The following is a 21,151-nucleotide window of genomic DNA, read 5'->3' as shown; positions in this document are numbered from 1 at the left end:
GACGGGCATGGGACACCGTGAGGATCTGCTCGAAGGCGCCAAGCGCTGCCTGCTGGAGAAGGGGTTCCTGCGTACGACAGCGCGGGACATCGTCAAGGAGTCGGAGACGAATCTGGCGTCCATCGGCTACCACTACGGTTCGAAGGACGCGCTGATGGCGCAGGCGTACGTCTCGTTGGTCGAGGGCGCGGGCGACGAGTTCGACCCGGGCTGGGGCGCGGAGGGCGACGTGACGGCGCCCGCCGGTTCGCTGGAGCGCTTCCAGGAGGTGTGGGCGAGCATCATCGGCGCGGTGCCGCGGACGCGGGCCATCTGGCTGCTGAGCTTCGAGCTCATCGTCCAGGCGGACCGGCTCCCCGAGGTGCGCAAGCTGCTGGCCGAGGCGCAGGAGGAGGGCCGGTCGGGGATCGTGCCCATGTTCAACGGCGTCCCTGAGGACCAGCTCGACAAGGAGACCGTCGACACGGAGGGCCGGTTCTACCAGACCCTCCTCAACGGGCTCATGGTCCAGTGGCTCTTCGACCCGGACTCCGCGACCGACGCGGCGCAGCTCACCGAGGGGCTGCGGCGGGTGATCGCCGGCGCCGCGAAGGACTGACCCGCCCTGGCCGACCGATGACTACGGCAGCCGGGCCGACGGGACGGCCTTCGGCAGCCGCGCCGCTGGGGCGGCCTACGGCGGTCGGGCGACGGGACGGCCTACGGCAGGCGCGCCGCCTTCAGGGTCATGTGCAGCAGCAGCCGGTCCTCGCCGTCGTCCAGGTCCAGGCCGGTCAGCTGCTCCACCCGGGACAGCCGGTAGTACAGGGTCTGCCGGTGGATCCCCAACTCGGCTGCCGTGCGCCCTGCTTGGCCCGCGCGGTCAAGGTACACCTCGGCCGTGCGGGCGAGTTCGTGGTGGGTGGCGGACAACAGGGTCCGTACGGCGGGGTCCTGGGCGCTCTCGGGGGGCAGGGAGGTCAGCAGCCGGTAGGGGCCGATGGAGGCCCACCGGGCGACCGGGCCGAGGTCCGGCTCCGCCAGCGCCGCCCGCGCCGACGCCGACGCCTCCTGCCAGGCGGCGCCGAGTTCCGCGAGGCCGAGCCGCCCGGCGGCCACTCCCGCCGCGGACCCGTCCGCCCGCTCCAGCAGCCGGGCCGCCGCCGAGGTCGCCGGGGTGAGGGTGTCCGTCGAGCGCAGGCGGACCAGCAGGGCCAGGGACTGGGCTTCCCCCACTGCCTTGAGGGCGCGGGAGGTACCCGCACCCCACGGGACCGTGCAGAGCGCCGTCGCCCCGGGCAGCGTACGGAGGGAGGGCGCGTCGGCCGGGTCGGCGGACGGCCAGGGCGCCACACACACCACCGTGTGCGGGCCGTCCGCGCGGGCGCCGAGCGCGGTCCGCAGCTCCGCCACCGCCATGTCCCGCTGCCAGCCGGGCTGCGCGGTCAGTACCGCCCGCAGCTCCCGGGTGAGATCCGCGCCGTGCTGGGCCTCGTCGGCGAGGAGGGCGCCGATCCGGGCGGTCACCTCCATCGCGGCCGCCAGCTGGGCGTCCGAGGGCCCGGGGTCGTCGTCGAGCAGCCAGACGTAGCCGAGGACGACCCCCCGGTGCCGCACGGGGAGGCAGACGCGTCCCCGGTACACCCCGGCCTCCGGGGTCGGCGGGATCCGGACCGGACCGCTCGCGCGCGTGATGCCGAAACCCTCGAACCAGGTGCGCACGGCGGCGGTGGAGCGCCGGGTCAGGATCGAGCGGGTGCGCACCGGGTCCAGCGCCGACGCGTCGAGTTCGCCCTCGCTGTCGTAGGTGGCGAAGGCGATCAGCTCGAAATCCCGGTTCTCCAGGGTCGCGGGAGCGCCGAGCAGCTCCGAGATGTCGTCCACGAGCTCCTGGTGGTCACCCTGGTAATCGGCTGTCACCCAGGCATTCTCCCGCATTTCCGCACCCCCTTCATACATCTGTCTGAGATCCGCGGCACGGATGCGTGACAGCTGTCGATGGCTCACGATCGGAGGGATCCTTAGGTTTCACGGTGGTTCTCCGTGCCGTTCCCCGATCATCGGGTATCGGCCTCGTATGGGTTGGTATGTGGAGGTTCCCCGTGCTGGGTCCCGTGATTCTCGCCGCGTCGCGCAGCGACCGGATGCGACGCCTGATCTCGGCGGCCCCGGTGACGAAGCAGGTCGTGGACCGCTTCATCCCCGGTGAGGCGGTCGACGACATCGTCCCGATCATCGAGCGGCTCACCGCCGGCGGGCTGGAGCTGACGATGGACGTCGTCGGCGAGGACATCACCACCCCCGAGCAGGCCTTCGCCGCCCGGGACGCCTACCTGGCGCTGGTCGGCCGGCTCGGGGAGCTGGAGCTCGGCGAGCGGGTCGAGATGTCCGTCAAGCTGTCGATGTTCGGTCAAGCCCTCCCGTCGCCCGCCACCGCCCTGCTCGAAGGGCCCTCCGGGCCCGCCCCCGCATTCCGCAACGGTCACGAGTTGGCCCTCGCCAACGTCCGCCCCGTCGTCGAGGCCGCCGCCGCCATCGGCACCACCGTGACCCTCGACGCCGAGGACCACACCACCCTCGACTCGATGTTCGCCATCCACGAGGAGCTGCGGAAGGACTTCCCGCAGACCGGCTGTGTCATCCAGGCCTATCTCTTCCGCACCGAGGCCGACGCCCGCCGCCTCGCCGCGAGCGGCAGCCGGGTACGGCTCGTGAAGGGCGCGTACAAGGAGCCCGCCGAGGTCGCCTACCAGCAGAAGCACGAGATCGACAAGGCGTACGTCCGGATCCTGCGCACGCTGATGGAGGGCGAGGGATACCCGATGATCGGCTCCCACGACCCGCGCCTCATCTCCATCGCGCAGGAGCTCGCCCGCAAGGCCGGACGCAAGCTCGACGAGTACGAGTTCCAGATGCTGTACGGCATCCGCAGCGACGAGCACCTGCGGCTGGCCGCCGAAGGCCACCGCATGCGCGTCTACACCGCCTACGGCACCGACTGGTACGGCTACTTCATGCGCCGCCTCGCGGAGAAGCCGGCCAACCTGCGGTTCTTCGTCCGCTCGATGATCAGCAAGGGCTGAGCCCGCACCCCCCGCTCGAAACACCCGCTCAGAAGGAGTAACGGAAGACATGGACGCGGTAACCCAGGTCCCCACCCCCGTCAACGAGCCGGTGCACGGCTACGCCCCCGGCTCGCCGGAGCGTGCGCGGCTGGAGGCCAAGCTCAAGGAACTGGCCGACAACCCGGTCGACCTGCCCTGCACCATCGGCGGCGAGCACCGGATGGGCGGCGGTGCGCGGTTCGACGTCGTGCAGCCGCACAACCACAAGGCCCGCCTCGGCACCTACGCCAACGCCACCCGGCAGGACGCGCAGGACGCGATCGACGCGGCCCTCGCCGCCGCGCCCGCCTGGCGCGCGATGTCCTTCGACGACCGCGCCGCGATCATCCTGCGCGCGGCCGAGCTGCTCGCCGGCCCCTGGCGCGAGACGCTCGCCGCGTCCACCATGCTCGGCCAGTCGAAGACCGCCCAGCAGGCGGAGATCGACTGTCCCTGTGAACTGGTCGACTTCTGGCGCTTCAACGTCGCCTACGCCCGCCAGATCCTGGCCGAGCAGCCGCCGGCGAACTCCCCGGGCGTCTGGAACCGCCTCGACCACCGTCCGCTCGAGGGCTTCGTCTACGCGATCACGCCGTTCAACTTCACCGCCATCGCCGGCAACCTGCCGACCGCGCCCGCGCTGATGGGCAACGTGGTCGTGTGGAAGCCGTCCCCGACGCAGACCCACGCCGCCGTGCTGCTCATGCGGCTCCTTGAGGAGGCCGGGCTGCCCAAGGGCGTCATCAACCTGGTCACCGGCGACGGCATCGAGGTCTCCGAGGTGGCCCTGGAACACCGTGACCTGGCCGGCATCCACTTCACCGGCTCGACGAAGACCTTCCAGTACCTGTGGAAGACGGTCGGCGCCAACATCGAGAAGTACCGCTCCTACCCGCGTCTGGTCGGCGAGACCGGTGGCAAGGACTTCGTCGTCGCCCACCCGAGCGCGGACCGGGCGGTCCTGAAGACGGCGCTCACCCGCGGCGCCTTCGAGTACCAGGGCCAGAAGTGCAGCGCGACCTCCCGGGCCTACATCCCGGCGTCGATCTGGAACTCCGGCTTCAAGGAGGAGTTCGCGGCCGAGGTCGACTACCTGACCATGGGTGACGTCACCGACCTCGCCAACTTCGTCGGCGCGGTCATCGACGAGCGTTCCTTCGCCAAGAACAAGGCGGCGATCGACCGCGCGAAGGCGGACCCGACCTGCACGATCGTCGCGGGCGGCTCCTACGACGACTCGGTCGGCTACTTCGTCCGCCCGACCGTCGTCGAGTGCACCGACCCGGCGAACGAGGTCTTCACGACCGAGTACTTCGGCCCGTTCCTCGCCGTGTACGTGTACGACGACAGCTCGGCCGACGCGTACGACGCCATGCTGACGCAGATGGAGTCGGTGTCGGACTACGCGCTGACCGGCTCGGTCATCTCGGGCGACCGCGCGGCCGCCGCGTACACGATGGAGAAGCTGCGCTACGCGGCCGGCAACTTCTACATCAACGACAAGTCCACCGGCGCCGTCGTCGGCCAGCAGCCCTTCGGCGGCGGTCGTGCCTCCGGCACCAACGACAAGGCCGGCGCCCCGCAGAACCTGACGCGCTGGACCCTGACCCGCGCCATCAAGGAGACGCTGGTCCCGCCGACCGACTACCCGTACCCGCACATGGGCTGACGCACCGCCGCATGACGTGGAAGGGGGCCGGGCGACTGTCCGGCCCCCTCGCCTATCCCCCTCGGCCGACGAGGTTGCGCTCGAGGAAGTCGCTGATCAGCGCCGCGATCTGGCCCGAATGCGTCTCCAGGGCGAAGTGCCCGGTGGGCAGCAGGTGCACCTCCGCCCGCGGCAGGTCGCGGCGGAACGCGAGCGCACCGGCCGGGACGAAGATCTCGTCACCGGCGCCCCAGACCGCCAGCAGCGGGACCTTGCTGGTGCGGAAGTACTCCTGGAAGGCCGGATAGAGGGCGAAGTTGGAGCCGTAGTCGGAGATCAGGTCGAGCTGGATCTCCGGCTGACCGGGCCGGGCCATGCGGGCGGCGTCGTGTTCGTAGGCGTCGGGGCTCACGAGGTCCTGCTGCTCCGGCGGAACACCGTGCAGGTACTGCCACCTGATCCCCTCCGGGCTGCTGATCTCCCGCACCGGGGCCTCGGTCTGCGGGGTCCGCTCCGCGATCAGCGCCAGTACCGGCGCCCAGGCCTGCGCGCCCAGTCCCTCCTCGTAGGCGTTGCCGTTCTGCGTGATGATCGCGGTCACCCGTTCGGGGTGGGCGAGGGCGAGGCGCAGGCCGATGGGGGAGCCGTAGTCCTGGATGTAGAGCGCGTACTCCTTCAGACCGAGCTGCTCGGTGAACTCCCCGGTGACGGCCGCCAGTTCGTCGAAGGTGTACCGGAAGTCCGCCGGCGCCGCCGACCGGCCGTAGCCGAGGTGGTCGGGGGCGATGACGCGGTTGCGGTCGGCGAGGAGCGGGATCAGGTCGCGGAACATGTGCGAGCTGCTCGGGAAGCCGTGCAGGAGCAGCAGGACCGGTGCGTCGGCCGGGCCCGCCTCCCGGTAGTACACCTCGTGGCCGCGGACGGTGGCGGTGCGGTGACGGACCTGGCGATGGGCTTGGGGGGTCATGGCACGAGTGCACCATGAGACCGCCTAACCGGTCAATAGAGTTTTAGAGGTTAGGTGATCTGGAGGTCGGATGATCGATGTGCCGCGTCGCGAGGGCATGTGAAACCGCAGGTCGGCACCGGGTCGCCCGGTGCGCCGTCTCAGATAGTAGGAAGTCCGAGTAATTGTAGAGACAGGCGCGCGCTCCTCCCTTAGTTTTGTAGGAGCCGAACGTCTCGCTCGATCAAGCGAATGGCGGTCGTGAGCCGGGCCCCCTGCAGGCAACCCCTGCGGCCCCGCTCCCCGCCCCTCCGGCGTCTCGTAACCCTTTCCGCACTCCGTGCTGTTCTCGAAGGAGCCGATTTCCCATGGCCGAGACGACCGTCCGCCGCCGAGTCCGCCACACCTCGCGTACGAGCGAGTCCGACCGCAAGAATGCCGCCGCGGCGCTTCAGCGCGCCCTCGACCGCCGCGACAACGGCGGCGAGACCGGCCACTGAGCCGAGCCGCCCCGCATCCCGGGAGCCGCGCCCGCCCGGGGTGCGGCGTGGGCCCCGAACGGGACTTCGGGCTCCGCGCCGCACCTCGATCCCGCCCGGCTTCCCCACCCGGCTCCATGTCCGCATGGCGGACAGTCCATGTCATCCCATGGGACGGGGAGTAGGGTTCCCGCATGTCTCGCAGCCTCAATCTCGCAGTGATCCCCGGTGACGGCATCGGCCAGGAGGTCGTGGCCGAGGGTCTCAAGATCCTCTCCGCCGTCCTCCCGCAGGATGTGAAGCTGGAGACCAAGGAGTACGACTTCGGCGCCCGGCGCTACCACGCCACCGGTGAGACCCTCACCGACGCGGACGCCGAGGCGCTCAAGCAGCACGACGCCATCCTGCTCGGCGCGATCGGCGACCCGAGCGTCCCCTCCGGTGTCCTGGAGCGGGGTTTCCTGCTCAAGCTGCGTTTCCTCTTCGACCACCACGTCAACCTGCGTCCGTCGAAGCTTCTCCCGGGTGTCGCCACCCCGCTGGCCGGCCAGCCCGAGATCGACTTCATCGTGGTCCGCGAGGGCACCGAGGGCCCGTACACCGGGAACGGCGGCACGATCCGCAAGGGCACCCCGCACGAGGTCGCCACCGAGGTCTCCGTGAACACGGCCTTCGGTGTCGAGCGCGTGGTCCGGGACGCCTTCGCCCGCGCCCAGGCCCGCCCCCGCAAGAAGCTCACGCTGGTCCACAAGAACAATGTGCTGGCCTTCGCCGGTCACCTGTGGACGAACGTCTTCAACCAGGTGGCCGAGGAGTTCCCCGACGTCACCACGGACTACATCCACGTGGACGCCGCGACGATCTACCTCGTCACGGACCCCGCGCGCTTCGATGTCATCGTCACCGACAACCTCTTCGGCGACATCATCACCGACCTCGCCGCGGCCGTCTCCGGCGGCATCGGCGTCGCCGCGAGCGGCAACATCAACCCGTCCGGCGAGTTCCCGTCCATGTTCGAGCCCGTGCACGGCTCGGCCCCGGACATCGCCGGCCAGGGCAAGGCCGACCCCACCGCCACGGTCCTGTCCGTCGCCCTGCTCCTGCGCCACCTCGGCCACGAGGCCGAGGCGGTCCGCATCGAGGACGCCGTCTCCGCCGACCTGGCGGAGCGCGGCTCGCTGCCCGCGCGCAGCACCTCCGAGATCGGTGACGCGCTCTCCGTACGAGTAGCCGGCTGACCCCGCGCTGCGCGAATCCTCTCGAAGCCGCCGGGTCGCATCCGCACCCGGCGGCTTCCGTATGTCCCCCGCCGGGTGTCACCATCAACCCTGGGTCGCATTCCCGCCGTTTTGGTCCTCGTCCGCCGCTTGCGATAATCGAACGCGGAGCCGCGGTATGAGGGAATGCTCGGACGTCCTGGCACCGGCCACCGGCCGTACGGGCGTGAGCGCGGCCCGTCACTACAACCGGTGCTGCATCTTCCGGGGGACAACCCCCGGACCCCCGGCCGAAAGACGCGGGGTGGCCCAGACGCTCGCCAGGAAGCGAAGGACATCTACTCATGACGACGCCCACGATCGAGCTCAAGCCCTCCGCCAGTCCCACCTCCGCCGCCGAGCGGCAGGCGATCCTGGCGAACCCCGGGTTCGGCCGCCACTTCACCGACCACATGGTGACGATCAAGTGGACCGAGGGCCGCGGCTGGCACGACGGCCAGCTCGTTCCGTACGCGCCGATCCCCCTCGACCCGGCCACCATGGTCCTGCACTACGCGCAGGAGATCTTCGAGGGCCTCAAGGCGTACCGCCGTCCCGACGGCTCCGTCGCCACTTTCCGCCCGGACCAGAACGCCAAGCGCTTCCAGCGCTCCGCCCGCCGTCTGGCCATGCCCGAGCTGCCGGTCGAGACGTTCATCGAGGCGTGCGACGCGCTCATCGGCCAGGACAGGGACTGGGTGCCCGCGCACGGCGGCGAGGAGTCCCTCTACCTGCGCCCCTTCATGATCGCGACCGAGGTCGGCCTGGGTGTGAAGCCGGCCAACGAGTACCTGTTCCTCGTCATCGCCTCACCGGCCGGCGCCTACTTCCCCGGCGGAGTGAAGCCGGTCTCCATCTGGGTCTCCGAGGACCACGTCCGCGCCGTGCCCGGCGGCATGGGCGATGCCAAGACGGGCGGCAACTACGCCGCCTCGCTGCTCGCCCAGGCCGAGGCCGCCGCCCAGGGCTGCGCCCAGGTCTGCTACCTCGACGCGGTCGAGCGCAAGTGGGTCGAGGAACTCGGCGGCATGAACCTGTACTTCGTGTACGAGAACAAGATCATCACGCCGTCGCTGACGGGTTCCATCCTGGAAGGCGTCACCCGTGACTCCCTCCTCGCCGTCGCCCGTGACCTGGGCTACGAGGCCGAGGAGGGCCGCGTCTCCGTCGACCAGTGGCAGCGCGACTCCGAGAACGGCACGCTGAAGGAGGTCTTCGCCTGCGGCACCGCCGCCGTGATCACCCCGGTCGGCACGGTCAAGCGCACGGGAGGCGAGTGGCGGCAGGCGGGCGACGAGCCCGGCGAGGTCACCCTCCGGCTCCGTCAGGCCCTGCTGGACATCCAGCGGGGCACGGCCGAGGACAAGCACGGCTGGATGCACGAGCTGGGCTGACCGGCCTGAAGGCCGGCCTGTAGAGGTCGTCCTTTGGCCCGCCCTGTGGTTCGGCTCGGGGCCGCATCGGACTTGAGGTCCGGTGCGGCCCCTTTTGGAGCGAGGGCCGGCTCGGCGCCGAGCGTGCCCGGCTGCTGACCCGCGCGGCCCCGGCCCGCGAGCGCCTCGACGCCTATGTCGAGCTGTACGTCCCCGAGGGCCACCGCGACCCGCACTGGACGCTCTGGCTCGAGGTGTGGAACCGCTCGCAGAACGCCGCCGCCGAGGCGGTGGCCCGGGACCGCCAGGCGGCCATCGAGGGCGCCTGGCACCGCGACCTGGTCGCCCTGCTGGCGGAAGGGGTGTCGCGGGGCGAGTTCCGGCGGGTGGACCCCGACCGGTTCGCCACCCGCCTGCGGGCCCTCCTGCCGTCGGACTGCGCGGCACGGACCGGGAACAGGTCCTCGGGCACGTCCGGGAGTTCCTCGCCGAGACCCTCCTAGCGGACGTGTGAGGACGCGGATCCGTGAGAACGCGGATCCGTGAGAACGCGCTGCTCGCATCCTGAGACACCCGGTGAGCAGACGGACGGTTTGTGCCAGACTGCCGCCGTGCTCTCGTTCGCCACGATTATTGGCAGCAGGCGCGCCGGTCCGCAGTGACCGCTCCGTACGACCAGGTACGAGCGGCCATCGTCGTCCTCGACCCGCGCGCAGACCTCTCGCACCCGCGAGGGGTTTTTCGCTTTTCTGGCCCACCCACAGCCGGGAGCGAGAGCGCGAGGGACCATGGGGGGATGGTGGAGCCGGTCATTCCGGTAACGACCGCGATCCAACACAGGAGCCTTCAGACCATGACCGCAACCAGCGAACTCGACGACTCTTTCCACGTCTTCGACACCACCCTGCGCGACGGCGCGCAGCGTGAGGGCATCAACCTCACCGTCGCCGACAAGCTGGCCATCGCCCGGCACCTGGACGACTTCGGCGTGGGCTTCATCGAGGGCGGCTGGCCCGGCGCCAACCCGCGCGACACCGAGTTCTTCGCCCGCGCCCAGGAGGAGATCGACTTCCGGCACGCCCAGCTGGTCGCCTTCGGCGCGACCCGCCGGGCCGGCGCCAAGGCCGCCGAGGACCCGCAGGTCAGGGCGCTGCTGGAGTCGGGCGCCGCGGTGATCACGCTGGTCGCGAAGTCCCACGACCGGCATGTCGAGCTGGCCCTGCGTACGACGCTGGACGAGAACCTGGCGATGGTGAGCGACACGGTGTCCTTCCTGAAGGAGCAGGGCCGCCGGGTCTTCGTCGACTGCGAGCACTTCTTCGACGGCTACCGGGCCAACCCGGAGTACGCGAAGGCGGTGGTCCGGGCGGCCGCCGAGGCCGGCGCGGACGTGGTCGTCCTCTGCGACACCAACGGCGGCATGCTCCCGGCGCAGATCCAGGCGGTCGTCTCCACGGTCCTCGCCGACACCGGCGCCCGCCTCGGCATCCACACCCAGGACGACACCGGCTGCGCGGTCGCCAACACCCTGGCGGCGGTGGACGCGGGCGCGACGCACGTCCAGTGCACGGCCAACGGCTACGGCGAGCGGGTCGGCAACGCGAACCTGTTCCCGGTGGTCGCGGCCCTGGAGCTGAAGTACGGCAAGAAGGTCCTGCCCGAGGGCCGGCTGCGGGAGATGACCCGGATCTCGCACGCGATCGCCGAGGTCGTCAACCTGACGCCGTCCACGCACCAGCCGTACGTGGGAGTCTCGGCCTTCGCGCACAAGGCCGGCCTGCACGCCTCGGCCATCAAGGTCGACCCGGACCTCTACCAGCACATCGACCCCGAGCAGGTCGGCAACACCATGCGGATGCTGGTGTCCGACATGGCCGGGCGCGCGTCGGTGGAGCTCAAGGGCAAGGAGCTCGGCGTCGACCTGGGCGGCGACCGTGAAGTGGTCGGCCGGGTCGTGGAGCGGGTCAAGGAACGCGAGCTCAAGGGCTACACCTACGAGGCGGCGGACGCCTCCTTCGAACTCCTGCTGCGTGCCGAGGTCGAGGGCAGGCCGCTGAAGTACTTCGAGGTCGAGTCCTGGCGGGCCATCGTCGAGGACCGCCCCGACGGCACCCACGCCAACGAGGCCACGGTCAAGCTGTGGGCCAAGGGCGAGCGCATCGTCGCGACGGCGGAGGGCAACGGTCCGGTCAACGCCCTGGACCGCGCCCTGCGCGTTGCCCTGGAGAAGATCTACCCCCAGCTGGCCAAGCTCGACCTGGTCGACTACAAGGTCCGCATCCTGGAGGGCGTCCACGGCACCCAGTCCACGACCCGCGTCCTGATCTCCACGACCGACGGCACGGGCGAGTGGTCCACGGTGGGGGTCGCGGAGAACGTGATCGCCGCGTCCTGGCAGGCACTGGAGGACGCCTACACGTACGGGCTGCTGCGGGCCAAGGTGGAGCCCGCCGAGTAGGCGGCGCTCGGCAGGGAGTCCTCGGCGAGCAGACTCGCCGAGGATCCCCGCACGGCTCACCGGCAGAGCCGCTCGTCCTACCGCGACTGCCACGTCTCCACGAGATCCGAGCCGCCCATCGGATTGCGCAGGAACGACAGGCCGATGCCCTCGGTCGGCGAGAACAGCTTGCGCAGGGCAGCCTCCCGGGTGGCCGCGGACAGCGCCCGTGATGTTCTCGCCCCTGCCTCTGCTGCCGCCGCTGCCCGTCCGGAAGGCGACGGCGGGCTGGGCCTGGAGACCGCGGACCACGTGCCGCCCGCCGGCGTCGTCCGTGGTGGTGAGCCAGGCCGTGATTTGGAGGTGGGGGACGGGAGGCGTGTCGAGGCGTGAGTGAATGACGGCTTCCGGGGCGCGTCAAGGGGTCGCGCGTTCATCTGTCGAACGAACAACGTCCCTGATCCGGACGGGTGTTACGGCCGTACCAGTTCTGGCGTGAAGTCTTGACGGTGCCACAGGTCACCAGTTAACTCACGACGTGATCCAAGTCTTGAGTGGACCACGAGAGTAGAGGGACGTTCCATGCGAAGAACCGCCCTGCTCGCCTCCGCCGGCCTGCTGGCCGCACTGCTCCCGATGACCACCGCCGCCGGGGCGTCCGGCGCCGACGACCCCGGCCCCGGCCCCGCCCCCGTCCCGGTCGACCGCTTCGAGGGCGAGGTCCCCTTCGCGAGCCCGCCCGCCGAGGGCGTCTTCACCTGGGGCAGCGACACCGACGACCCGCCCGCCCTCCGGCTGACGGCCCGTGCGGACGCCCCCGAGGGCGACAAGGTCCTCACCGGCAGCTACGACATCAGCGGTTACGGCGGCTTCACCCACGACTTCGCCTTCGCGGAGCCCGCCCACGACTGGTCCGCCCACCGGGGCATCCGGTTCTGGTGGGAGGGCCGCGACAACGGCAGGAAGATCGCCTTCGAGATCAAGGACGGCGGGGCGAACGGAGAGGCGTCCGAGCTCTGGACGACCTCCTTCACCGACGACTGGACCGGCTGGAAACAGGTCGAGATCCCCTTCGCCGACTTCACCTACCGCACGGACTACCAGCCCGTCGGCGGCATCGACCAGGTCCTCGGACTGACGCAGATGTGGGGCTACGCCCTCACACTCCCGGCCGGCGCCCAGGGGCAGTTCGCCATGGACGACGTCGAGCTGTACGGCAGGGCCGACCAGTCCTTGCGCGCCTCCGTCACCACCGACGCCGCCGTCCACCCGGTGAAGGAGGGCGGCACCGCCGTGGTGAAGGTCTCCGTCGCCACCACCGGCGCCGCCCCGATCGACGAGCCCGTGACCGTCGGATACGAGAGTGCCGACGGTACCGCCGAGCCGGGCGGGGACTACACCCCGGTCAAGGGCGAGATCACCTTCCCGGCGGGCACGGTGTCCGGCGCGAGCCGCACCATCCGGATCCCGACCCTGCGCGACCGGTCCGCCGAAGCCGCCGAGACGATCCCCCTCGAACTCACGGTGACCGGCGCCAAGGCCCCCGCCGAGACCCCGCAGGTCGTCATCGACGCCCACGGACTGCCGTACCTGAACCCGAAACTGCCCGTGCAGAAGCGGGTCGCCGACCTCGTCTCCCGGATGTCCCTGGAGGAGAAGGCCGGACAGATGACCCAGGCCGAGCGCGGCGCGATCGGCACGGGTGGTGACATCGCCTCGTACGGCCTCGGGTCGCTGCTCTCCGGCGGTGGCTCCACGCCGACGCCCAACACCGCCGGGGCCTGGGCGAAGATGATCGACGGCTACCAGCTCCGGGCGCAGGCCACCCGGTTCCAGATCCCGCTGATCTACGGCGTGGACGCGGTGCACGGTCACAACAACCTCGTCGGCGCGACGGTCATGCCCCACAACATCGGCATCGGCGCCACCCGCGACCCCCGACTGGCCGAGCGCACGGGCGCGGTGACCGCGTCCGAGGTCCGAGCCACCGGAGTCCCGTGGGACTTCGCCCCCTGCCTGTGCGTGACCCGCGACGAACGTTGGGGTCGCTCGTACGAGTCCTTCGGTGAGGACCCGGCGCTCGTCGAGTCCATGGAGACGGTCATCCAGGGCCTGCAGGGCGCCCGCGACGGCCGGGACCTGAAGGACGACGACAAGGTCCTCGCCACCGCCAAGCACTTCGTCGGCGACGGCGGCACCGTGTACGGCTCCTCCACCACCGGCAGCTACACCATCGACCAGGGCGTCACCGAGGTCACCCGGCAGCAGCTGGAGGCCGTCCACCTCGCTCCGTACCGGACAGCCGTGGACCGGGGCGTCGGCTCGGTGATGCCCTCGTACTCGTCGCTCGACATCCTCGGCGACGGCCAGGGCCCGGTGAAGATGCACGCCCGCAGCGACATGATCAACGGTGTGCTGAAGGGCCGGATGGGTTTCGACGGCTTCGTGATCAGCGACTGGAACGCCATCGACCAGCTCCCCGGCGACTACGCCTCCCACGTCCGCACCTCGGTCGGCGCGGGCGTCGACATGATGATGGTGCCGTACTCGTACAGGGACTTCACGTCGACACTGATCGACGAGGCGAAGGCCGGGCGGATCACCGGGCAGCGGATCGACGACGCCGTGTCGCGCATCCTCACGCAGAAGTTCAGGCTGGGCCTCTTCGAGAAGCCGTACGCGGACACGAGCGGCGCGTCGCGGATCGGCTCGGCCGCGCACCGGGCCGTGGCGCGGCAGGCGGCCGCCGAGTCACAGGTGCTGCTGAAGAACTCCGGCGGAGTCCTGCCCCTGAAGAAGAACCAGAAGGTGTACGTCGCGGGCTCGGACGCCGACGACATCGGCAACCAGAGCGGCGGCTGGACCATCACCTGGCAGGGCGCCTCCGGCGACATCACGCAGGGCACGACGATCCTGGAGGGGATGAGGAAGGCCGGCGGCGACGTCACGTACTCCAAGGACGCCTCGGCGCCGACGGGCGGGTACGACGTGGGTGTCGTGGTCGTCGGCGAGACCCCGTACGCCGAGGGCGTCGGCGACGTCGGCAACGGCAACGACCTGGAGCTGACGGCCGCCGACCGGGCTGCCGTCGACAAGGTGTGCGCCGCGATGAGGTGCGCGGTGCTGATCGTCTCCGGACGGCCCCAGCTGATCGGCGACCGGCTCGGCGACATCGACGCGCTGGTGGCCTCCTGGCTGCCGGGCACGGAGGGTGACGGCGTGGCGGACGTCCTGTACGGCAGGCGGCCCTTCACCGGACAGCTTCCGGTGACCTGGCCGAGGTCCGAGGCCCAGCTGCCGGTCAACGTCGGCGACGCGGCGTACGACCCGCAGTTCCCCTACGGCTGGGGCCTGACGACGCTGACCAGGGTGCCGGACGGCGGGGTGGCGACCCTGAAGGGGCTGGCGGCCGCGGCGGCGGCGGCCGAGCGGGCCGGTGCCGACGAACTGGGACGCACACTGGTCGGGAAGGCCCGGCTCATCGTCCAGCGGAAGGTGGGCCAGGCCGTCACAGCGGCGGTCGCGAAGCCCTTCGCCGACGCGGACCACCTGCTGCTGACCGGCCGGTACGGAAAGGCGGTGGAGCGGCTGACGGCGGCGTACCGGGCGGCGCCGTAGCCACGGCGTTCCCAGCCGTCCCACAGGCCTTTCCCGAGGGCTTTCGGGTAGCTTCGAAGTATGAAGGTCGCACTATGGGCCCGAAGCTTCGCAGGACCGCTGATCGCACTGGCGCTCGTCGTCCTGACCGCTCTGGCGGTCCTGACGGCGGGCGTTCCGCGTGCCACCGCGGCCACCGGCGTCTCGGCCGTCGCCGAAGCCCTGCGCGAGAGCCCGGTCTACGTCGACCCGGAGGCGTCCGGCCAGCTCTCCCAGGCGGACGCGCACGCGCTCGAGCAGCAGATCGAGGACGCCGGAAAACCCCTGTTCGTCGCCGTGCTGCCGGCCGGCTACCCCACGGCGGACCTTTTCACGGACCTGCGCACCGCCACCGGTCTCACCGGCCTGTACGCGATCCGCCTCGGTGACCGCTTCGACGCCCGCGCCGACTCCTCGGTCCTGTCCCGCACCGCCGTCCAGAACCTGGTGAGCAGCGTCCGGAACGAGACCGACGCCAACACCCAGCTCACCGACTTCACCGACCGCGCCCTGGTCAACATGGGCGGCTCGGCCCCCGAGAGCTGGGGCTCCTCGGGCGGCGCCGGGGTCTCGTCCACCGCGCTGATCACGGCGGGCGTGGTGCTGGTCGCGGGCGGGGCGGGCGCGTACACCCTCGTACGGCGCAACCGCCGGCGGCGGGCGGAGGAGCAGCGAGCCGCCCTCGACCGGCTGCGGGTCGTCGTGGACGAGGACATCACGGCCTTCGGAGAGGAACTCGACCGCCTGGACTTCCGCCCGTCCGAACCGGGTGCCGACGACGGCATGCGCGCCGACTACGAACGCGCCCTGGACGCCTACGAGCAGGCGAAGTCGTTCATGGCGGCGGCGGGGAAACCCGAGGACGTCCGGGCCGTCACCCGGACTCTGGAGGACGGCCGCTTCTCCCTGGCCCGGCTGGCCGCCCGCCGTACCGGACGGCCGTTGCCCGAGCGCCGTCCCCCGTGCTTCTTCGACCCCCGCCACGGTCCCTCGGTCGGCGACGCCACCTGGACCCCATCCGGCGGAGCCACACGCGAGGTCCCGGTCTGCGCGGCGGACGCCACCCGTCTGGCCGACGGCCGCGACCCCGTGATCCGCGAGGTCGACAGTGAGTACGGCCGCCGCCCGTACTGGGAGGCCGGCCCCGCCTACGGGCCCTGGGCGGGCGGCTACTTCGGCGGCGGCATCCTCCCCGGCCTGCTCGTCGGCACGATGCTCGGCGGCCTCATGGCCACCCCGTCCTACGCCGCCGACTACGGCACCGGCTACGGCGACTTCGGCGGGGGCTACCAGGGCGGCGACGTCTCCGGCGCCGACTTCGACCCGGGTGACTTCGGCGGCGGCTTCGGGGACGGCGGGGGAGGGGACTTCGGCGGGGGCGGCGGCGGGGACTTCGGCGGCGGGTTCTGAGGTCCCGTCCCTCCGGTACCTCACACGCCACGGGCCCGGCGCGCGACGGCGCCGGGCCCGTGGACGTCGTACGACGCGGAGGTGTGCGTCAGAGCGAGGCCGCCGCCGCGGCGATGGCCGAGGCGAAGGTGGAGACCTCGGAGTAGACGCCGGGGGCGTTGGCCCGGGCACAGCCGATGCCCCAGCTCACGATGCCGACCTGGATCCACGCGTTGTCGGCGTCCCGGCGGAACATCGGGCCGCCCGAGTCGCCCTGGCAGGTGTCGGTGCCCCCGGCCGTGTACCCGGCGCAGATCTCGTCACTGGCGACGAGGCCGCTGTAGCCGCTGTACGTCCGACAGGTCGCGTCGCTCACGAACGGCACGGTGGCCTTGAGCAGGTAGCGCTGCTGGGCCCCGCCCTCGGTGGCCGAGCCCCAGCCGGCGATGGTGAAGGTGCCGGTGTTGTACTGCGTGGTGGTGGCGATCTTGAGGGTGGACTGGGTGGTGATGGGCGAGGCGAGCTTGATGAGCGCCCAGTCCTTGCCGTTGCCGTTGTAACCGGGGGCCCGGTAGACGTACGTCGACTTCACCTGGACCCGGCCGGTGGTGGACTGGAGGTCCACGACGCCGGCCGTGGCGGTGATGCCGGTGTTGGCGCCGGTCCCGCTGACGCAGTGCGCGGCGGTGAGCACGATCTGCTGGGTGTAGAGCGCGCCGCCGCAGCCCATGGAGAGCCGGACCATGAACGGGAACTCGCCCTGCGTCGCACGGGTACCGCCGACGACGGGCGAAGGGGCGGCCTGCGCGGCCGAGAGGGGCTGGAGGCTCGCTATCGCGAGCGCGGCCGCGCCGACGGCGGCGAATCTCCTGAGCGCTGTGAGGAGCTTCTTCAAGGTGCTGCCTTCCGTGGGGGGTTGGCTCTGACGTGAGCATGTCAACGCAGATCGCGCACCGCAAAGAAATGTCCATGCGCTGGCATGGCCAGGTCAAATCTGTTGCTGGATTATGGGAACCCCGCAAGCCCTCACGCAAGGGGGCTGATCCAGCCATGGTCAGCTGGCTGGCGGCCGGGCTCACCGGGTTCGGAGCCGGCCGCCAGCACCTCGTGAGCCGCTACCGGTCGTCAGTCCTGGGCCGCGGCCTTCGCGAAGCCGAGCAGCCCCTCGAAGTCGATCGCCCCCGGATCGCCGTGCGTGTTCTCCGGCACGTGCATGTGCCCGCACACCCCCTTGAACGCGTTCCAGCGCTCCCCGCCCATCCGCTGACCGCCCCCGTTCCCCGAGGACTTCGGGTACGCGGGCCACGACGCCGGTCCGCGCAGGGGTACATGGTGGTGGATGTTCATCCAGGCCAGGTACTCGGCGACGGCGCGCAGCGCCCACTCGGGCGCCTTCGGCCAGTAGACGTGGGCCTGGTCGCGGGCCGTCCACTTGGCGTGCAGGTCGGGGTCGCAGGTGCCGACGAGTTCCGCCTGGCAGACGTTCAGGGTGTTGGTCTCGACGCCGCCGCGCTTGTTCATCAGCGCGCGCGAGGAGACGTCGATCTCGAAGTGCTGGTACCACTTCAGCTTCCTGGCGGCGAAGTCCGGCACGGCCGTCAGGTTGGGCGCGACGGCGCCATCCTGGTAGTCGGGCAGCGAACGCCCCTCGGTGGTGTGCAGGACGATGACGTTGACCTCCATGCGGTCACCGCCGAAGTCGTCCTGGTACCAGTGGTCGCGGTTGGCGCCGGGGTAGTGCTGGGGTCCGGTCCTGGTGCTCATGCCTCGCGACTGTGACACGGAGCACACCAAGGGGCCGGGAGCTCTTCGCTTCCGACCCCTTTTGGATGCTTTCCGCCTTATTCGGCGGCGCGCTTAGGCGTTCTTGATCGCCGAGATGTCGAAGTTCAGCTTGATCTTGTCGGAGACCAGAACGCCGCCCGTCTCCAGGGCCGCGTTCCAGGTCAGGCCCCAGTCCGAGCGCAGGATCTCGGCCTTGCCCTCGAAACCGACGCGCTCGTTGCCGAACGGGTCCTTGGCGGCGCCGTTGAACTCCAGGTCGATGGCGAGCGGCCTGGTGACGCCGAGGATGGTGAGATCGCCGGTGATCCGGTAGTCGTCGCCGCCGAGCGCCTCCGTCGAGGTGGAGCGGAAGGTCATCGTCGGGAACTCGTCGGTCTTGAAGAAGTCGGCGGTCTTCAGGTGGCCGTCACGATCGGCGGACCCGGTGTCGATGCTGTCCATCCGGACGTCGATGGAGGCGCTGGACTTCGACGGGTCGGTGCCGTCCAGGTGCAGCGAGCCGGTGAAGTCGTTGAACTTGCCCTTGACGTTGGTGACCATCGCGTGGCGTGCGACGAAGCCGAACGTCGAGTGCGCGGGGTCGATCGAGTAGTCACCGGTCAGCGCGGCGAGCTCGGGGCTCACGGTGGCGGTGGCGGTCGGGTCGGTGTCCTTGCGGCCGAAGATACCCATGACGTGCTCCTTGGGGACGAGATCGAGGATGTTTAATCTTCAACGAGGTCAACCGTAGACCTATTCCGTTCAATGTTCAACTTCTTCTCGGATCGTGTCGCCGTCCGCCGGTCGGAATCGCGGCGCCCGACCGCCGACGGCCGACCGCCGTCCGCCGACCGGGCTCTCCGTTTCACTCCGGGGAGGGCATGTGCGTGGCTGGAATGTGAGCGGGGTCTCAACCCCTGGGTTTGTGAGACCCCTACAAGCCCCAGGCCCTCTGAGCAGTCGGAATGCCTGCATGTCCGGCCGGTTCTGTTCAGGGGTACCAGGAAAACGCGCCGGAGACTGTACGGAGTCGACGTCCCTCTTTCCTTGGTGGGCTTCGTAAGGTCACTACATGACCGTTTTGGAAGAGACGACGGGTGAGCCGACCGCGGTGCCTTCGGAACCCACGGATGCGCGCGGCCGCGTGGCCGAGCTGCACGAGATCCGTGCCCAGGCGCTGGCCGGCCCGAGCGAGAAGGCGACCCAGGCGCAGCACGCCAAGGGCAAGCTGACCGCCCGGGAGCGGATCGAGCTGCTCCTCGACCCGGGTTCCTTCCAGGAAGTCGAGCAGCTGCGCAGGCACCGGGCGACCGGGTTCGGCCTGGAGTCGAAGAAGCCGTTCACCGACGGTGTCATCACCGGCTGGGGCACGGTGGAGGGCCGTACGGTCTTCGTCTACGCCCATGACTTCCGCATCTTCGGCGGCGCGCTGGGCGAGGCCCACGCCACGAAGATCCACAAGATCATGGACATGGCCATCGTGGCCGGTGCCCCGCTGGTCTCGCTCAACGACGGCGCCGGAGCGCGTATCCAGGAGGGCGTCTCCGCCCTCGCCGGCTACGGCGGCATCTTCCAGCGCAACACCAGGGCGAGCGGGGTCATCCCGCAGATCTCGGTCATGCTGGGCCCGTGCGCGGGCGGCGCGGCCTACAGCCCCGCCCTCACCGACTTCGTCTTCATGGTCCGCGAGACCTCGCAGATGTTCATCACCGGACCGGACGTGGTCAAGGCCGTCACCGGCGAGGAGATCAGCCAGAACGGCCTCGGTGGCGCCGACGTGCACGCGGAGACCTCCGGCGTCTGCCACTTCGCGTACGACGACGAGGAGACCTGCATCGCGGAGGTCCGCTACCTCCTGTCGCTGCTCCCGCAGAACAACCGCGAGAACCCCCCGCGGACCGAGTCCACCGACCCGGCCGACCGCCGTGGCGACGTCCTGCTCGACCTGGTCCCGGCGGACGGCAACCGTCCGTACGACATGACCAAGGTCATCGAGGAGATCGTCGACGACGGCGAGTACGTGGAGATCCACGAGCGCTGGGCCCGCAACATCATCTGCGCGATGGCCCGCCTGGACGGTCAGGTCGTCGGCATCGTGGCCAACCAGCCGCAGGCCCTCGCCGGTGTCCTGGACATCGAGGCATCGGAAAAAGCTGCACGCTTTGTCCAGATGTGTGATGCTTTTAACATCCCGATCGTCACTTTCCTGGACGTCCCCGGGTTCCTCCCGGGTGTCGACCAGGAGCACGGCGGAATCATCCGGCACGGCGCGAAGCTGCTCTACGCCTACTGCAACGCGACCGTGCCGAGGATCTCGCTGATCCTGCGCAAGGCCTACGGAGGTGCCTACATCGTCATGGACAGCCAGTCCATCGGCGCCGACCTCACCTACGCCTGGCCGACGAACGAGATCGCCGTGATGGGCGCCGAAGGTGCCGCCAACGTCATCTTCCGGCGTCAGATCGCCGAGGCCGAGGACCCCGAGGCCATGCGGGCCCGCATGGTCAAGGAGTACAAGTCCGAGCTGATGCACCCCTACTACGCGGCGGAACGCGGCCTGGTCGACGACGTCATCGACCCCGCGGAGACCCGCGAGGTCCTCATCAAGTCGCTGGCCATGCTCCAGTCGAAGCACGCGGACCTGCCCTCGCGCAAGCACGGCAACCCCCCGCAGTAACCCCGGCAGATCCCACGGGTAACCCACTGGATCCCCTGCGGAAACCTCATCCACGGAGACTTGCACTCATGAACGCTCCCGACATCCGCGTCGAGAAGGGCCACGCCGAGCCCGAGGAAGTCGCCGCCATCACGGCGGTCCTCCTGGCCCGCGCGGCCGCCCAGTCGTCCCCGACCGAGACCCACCGAGGCCGCCCCAGGGCCGGCTGGCGCCGCCTGGAGCGCGAGGGCGGCTTCCGCGCCCCGCACAGCTGGCACTAGGCGCCGGCGCAGCGTCAAGCCGTAGCAACGCCGGGAAGGGGCCCCTCCGCAGGGAGGGGCCCCTTCTCCGTGCGTGCGACAGGGGCCCGTCCGGCCCGGCGCCGCCGATGACCGCCGTCCCGCGTCCCGCCGTCGCGGCGGACACACGCGTCCCGCCGTCGCGGCGGAAACAGGTGGGCGGCCCCTCCCGAGCCGGGAGGAGC

At 70.5% G+C, this 21,151-nt stretch carries 16 protein-coding genes and 2 pseudogenes; 12 read left to right on the top strand and 6 right to left on the bottom strand.

Features of this window, described 5'->3' with window-relative positions:
- Positions 1 to 7: 7 nt before the first annotated feature.
- The gene (locus ACFWBB_RS20855; RefSeq protein WP_385274300.1) at positions 8 to 598 is read left to right on the top strand and encodes a TetR/AcrR family transcriptional regulator; all 591 of its coding nucleotides are present in this window, start codon (positions 8 to 10) and stop codon (positions 596 to 598) included.
- A gap of 101 nt (positions 599 to 699) precedes the next feature.
- Here ACFWBB_RS20855 and ACFWBB_RS20850 read toward each other — a convergent pair whose 3' ends face one another.
- Entirely contained in the window at positions 700 to 1,917 is a 1,218-nt protein-coding gene (locus tag ACFWBB_RS20850) for a PucR family transcriptional regulator (RefSeq protein ID WP_385274297.1), read from the bottom strand.
- Between the two features lie 164 nt (positions 1,918 to 2,081).
- Between ACFWBB_RS20850 and ACFWBB_RS20845 the strand changes: the two genes are divergently transcribed.
- Positions 2,082 to 3,062 (top strand): proline dehydrogenase family protein, encoded by a 981-nt coding sequence (locus tag ACFWBB_RS20845; protein WP_385274294.1) that lies wholly within the window; start codon positions 2,082 to 2,084, stop codon positions 3,060 to 3,062.
- 49 nt (positions 3,063 to 3,111) lie between these two features.
- Positions 3,112 to 4,752 (top strand): L-glutamate gamma-semialdehyde dehydrogenase, encoded by a 1,641-nt coding sequence (pruA, locus tag ACFWBB_RS20840; RefSeq protein ID WP_385274291.1) that lies wholly within the window; start codon positions 3,112 to 3,114, stop codon positions 4,750 to 4,752.
- A gap of 52 nt (positions 4,753 to 4,804) precedes the next feature.
- Here the strand turns inward: pruA and ACFWBB_RS20835 are convergent, their stop codons facing one another.
- The gene (locus ACFWBB_RS20835; protein WP_385274288.1) at positions 4,805 to 5,698 is read right to left on the bottom strand and encodes an alpha/beta fold hydrolase; all 894 of its coding nucleotides are present in this window, start codon (positions 5,696 to 5,698) and stop codon (positions 4,805 to 4,807) included.
- Positions 5,699 to 6,045: 347 nt separating this feature from the next.
- On the opposite strand from ACFWBB_RS20835, the gene ACFWBB_RS20830 reads away from it, so the two are divergent.
- The 5 genes and pseudogenes from ACFWBB_RS20830 (at position 6,046) to cimA (ending at position 11,243) form a co-directional block, all read left to right on the top strand.
- Complete coding sequence (locus tag ACFWBB_RS20830; protein WP_107085114.1) at positions 6,046 to 6,177, top strand: hypothetical protein; 132 nt, start codon at positions 6,046 to 6,048, stop codon at positions 6,175 to 6,177.
- A gap of 173 nt (positions 6,178 to 6,350) precedes the next feature.
- Entirely contained in the window at positions 6,351 to 7,394 is a 1,044-nt protein-coding gene (locus ACFWBB_RS20825; protein WP_385274285.1) for a 3-isopropylmalate dehydrogenase, read from the top strand.
- 323 nt (positions 7,395 to 7,717) lie between these two features.
- The gene (locus ACFWBB_RS20820) at positions 7,718 to 8,806 is read left to right on the top strand and encodes a branched-chain amino acid aminotransferase (protein WP_385274282.1); all 1,089 of its coding nucleotides are present in this window, start codon (positions 7,718 to 7,720) and stop codon (positions 8,804 to 8,806) included.
- A gap of 95 nt (positions 8,807 to 8,901) precedes the next feature.
- Positions 8,902 to 9,299 (top strand): annotated as a pseudogene (locus ACFWBB_RS20815) (TetR family transcriptional regulator C-terminal domain-containing protein); the annotation flags it as partial.
- A gap of 339 nt (positions 9,300 to 9,638) precedes the next feature.
- A complete protein-coding gene (gene cimA, locus ACFWBB_RS20810) occupies positions 9,639 to 11,243 on the top strand; it encodes a citramalate synthase (RefSeq protein ID WP_385274279.1) in 1,605 nt (534 codons plus the stop codon).
- A 101-nt stretch (positions 11,244 to 11,344) separates the two neighbouring features.
- Here the strand turns inward: cimA and ACFWBB_RS20805 are convergent.
- A pseudogene (locus ACFWBB_RS20805) lies at positions 11,345 to 11,582 on the bottom strand (glucosylceramidase); the annotation flags it as partial.
- A gap of 222 nt (positions 11,583 to 11,804) precedes the next feature.
- Here ACFWBB_RS20805 and ACFWBB_RS20800 point away from each other — a divergent pair.
- On the top strand, positions 11,805 to 14,840 hold the full coding sequence (locus ACFWBB_RS20800; RefSeq protein WP_385274276.1) for a carbohydrate binding domain-containing protein: 3,036 nt from the start codon (positions 11,805 to 11,807) through the stop codon (positions 14,838 to 14,840).
- Positions 14,841 to 14,900: 60 nt separating this feature from the next.
- A complete protein-coding gene (locus ACFWBB_RS20795; protein ID WP_385274273.1) occupies positions 14,901 to 16,268 on the top strand; it encodes a hypothetical protein in 1,368 nt (455 codons plus the stop codon).
- 88 nt (positions 16,269 to 16,356) lie between these two features.
- Here ACFWBB_RS20795 and ACFWBB_RS20790 read toward each other — a convergent pair whose 3' ends face one another.
- From ACFWBB_RS20790 to ACFWBB_RS20780, 3 genes are all read right to left on the bottom strand, one after another.
- On the bottom strand, positions 16,357 to 17,142 hold the full coding sequence (locus tag ACFWBB_RS20790; RefSeq protein WP_385274270.1) for a S1 family peptidase: 786 nt from the start codon (positions 17,140 to 17,142) through the stop codon (positions 16,357 to 16,359).
- A gap of 230 nt (positions 17,143 to 17,372) precedes the next feature.
- Complete coding sequence (locus ACFWBB_RS20785; RefSeq protein ID WP_385274267.1) at positions 17,373 to 18,011, bottom strand: hypothetical protein; 639 nt, start codon at positions 18,009 to 18,011, stop codon at positions 17,373 to 17,375.
- A gap of 93 nt (positions 18,012 to 18,104) precedes the next feature.
- Positions 18,105 to 18,704 carry a YceI family protein gene (locus tag ACFWBB_RS20780; protein ID WP_385274264.1) on the bottom strand — a complete coding sequence of 200 codons (600 nt, stop codon included), beginning with the start codon at positions 18,702 to 18,704 and terminating at the stop codon, positions 18,105 to 18,107.
- A gap of 379 nt (positions 18,705 to 19,083) precedes the next feature.
- Between ACFWBB_RS20780 and ACFWBB_RS20775 the strand changes: the two genes are divergently transcribed.
- Together ACFWBB_RS20775 and ACFWBB_RS20770 are read left to right on the top strand one after the other, a co-directional pair.
- Positions 19,084 to 20,688: an acyl-CoA carboxylase subunit beta gene (locus ACFWBB_RS20775; protein ID WP_385274261.1), complete on the top strand. Its 1,605-nt coding sequence runs from the start codon at positions 19,084 to 19,086 to the stop codon at positions 20,686 to 20,688.
- A gap of 68 nt (positions 20,689 to 20,756) precedes the next feature.
- Positions 20,757 to 20,948, top strand: coding sequence for an acyl-CoA carboxylase subunit epsilon (locus ACFWBB_RS20770; protein ID WP_385274258.1), 192 nt, complete (start codon positions 20,757 to 20,759; stop codon positions 20,946 to 20,948).
- The last annotated feature ends 203 nt before the right edge of the window (positions 20,949 to 21,151 follow it).

Source organism: Streptomyces sp. NPDC060000, from assembly GCF_042737375.1.
Classification (GTDB): domain Bacteria; phylum Actinomycetota; class Actinomycetes; order Streptomycetales; family Streptomycetaceae; genus Streptomyces.
This window is presented reverse-complemented; position numbering and strand designations above follow the sequence as displayed.

Coding starts and splice junctions, on each gene's coding strand:
- ACFWBB_RS20825 (WP_385274285.1), top strand. CDS start 6,351: ATGTCTCGCAGCCTCAATCTCGCAGTGATCCCCGGTGACGGCATCGGC.
- ACFWBB_RS20795 (WP_385274273.1), top strand. CDS start 14,901: ATGAAGGTCGCACTATGGGCCCGAAGCTTCGCAGGACCGCTGATCGCA.
- ACFWBB_RS20830 (WP_107085114.1), top strand. CDS start 6,046: ATGGCCGAGACGACCGTCCGCCGCCGAGTCCGCCACACCTCGCGTACG.
- ACFWBB_RS20775 (WP_385274261.1), top strand. CDS start 19,084: ATGACCGTTTTGGAAGAGACGACGGGTGAGCCGACCGCGGTGCCTTCG.
- ACFWBB_RS20835 (WP_385274288.1), bottom strand. CDS start 5,698: ATGACCCCCCAAGCCCATCGCCAGGTCCGTCACCGCACCGCCACCGTC.
- cimA (WP_385274279.1), top strand. CDS start 9,639: ATGACCGCAACCAGCGAACTCGACGACTCTTTCCACGTCTTCGACACC.
- ACFWBB_RS20780 (WP_385274264.1), bottom strand. CDS start 18,704: ATGGGTATCTTCGGCCGCAAGGACACCGACCCGACCGCCACCGCCACC.
- ACFWBB_RS20785 (WP_385274267.1), bottom strand. CDS start 18,011: ATGAGCACCAGGACCGGACCCCAGCACTACCCCGGCGCCAACCGCGAC.
- ACFWBB_RS20855 (WP_385274300.1), top strand. CDS start 8: ATGGGACACCGTGAGGATCTGCTCGAAGGCGCCAAGCGCTGCCTGCTG.
- ACFWBB_RS20820 (WP_385274282.1), top strand. CDS start 7,718: ATGACGACGCCCACGATCGAGCTCAAGCCCTCCGCCAGTCCCACCTCC.
- ACFWBB_RS20850 (WP_385274297.1), bottom strand. CDS start 1,917: ATGCGGGAGAATGCCTGGGTGACAGCCGATTACCAGGGTGACCACCAG.
- ACFWBB_RS20770 (WP_385274258.1), top strand. CDS start 20,757: ATGAACGCTCCCGACATCCGCGTCGAGAAGGGCCACGCCGAGCCCGAG.
- ACFWBB_RS20800 (WP_385274276.1), top strand. CDS start 11,805: ATGCGAAGAACCGCCCTGCTCGCCTCCGCCGGCCTGCTGGCCGCACTG.
- pruA (WP_385274291.1), top strand. CDS start 3,112: ATGGACGCGGTAACCCAGGTCCCCACCCCCGTCAACGAGCCGGTGCAC.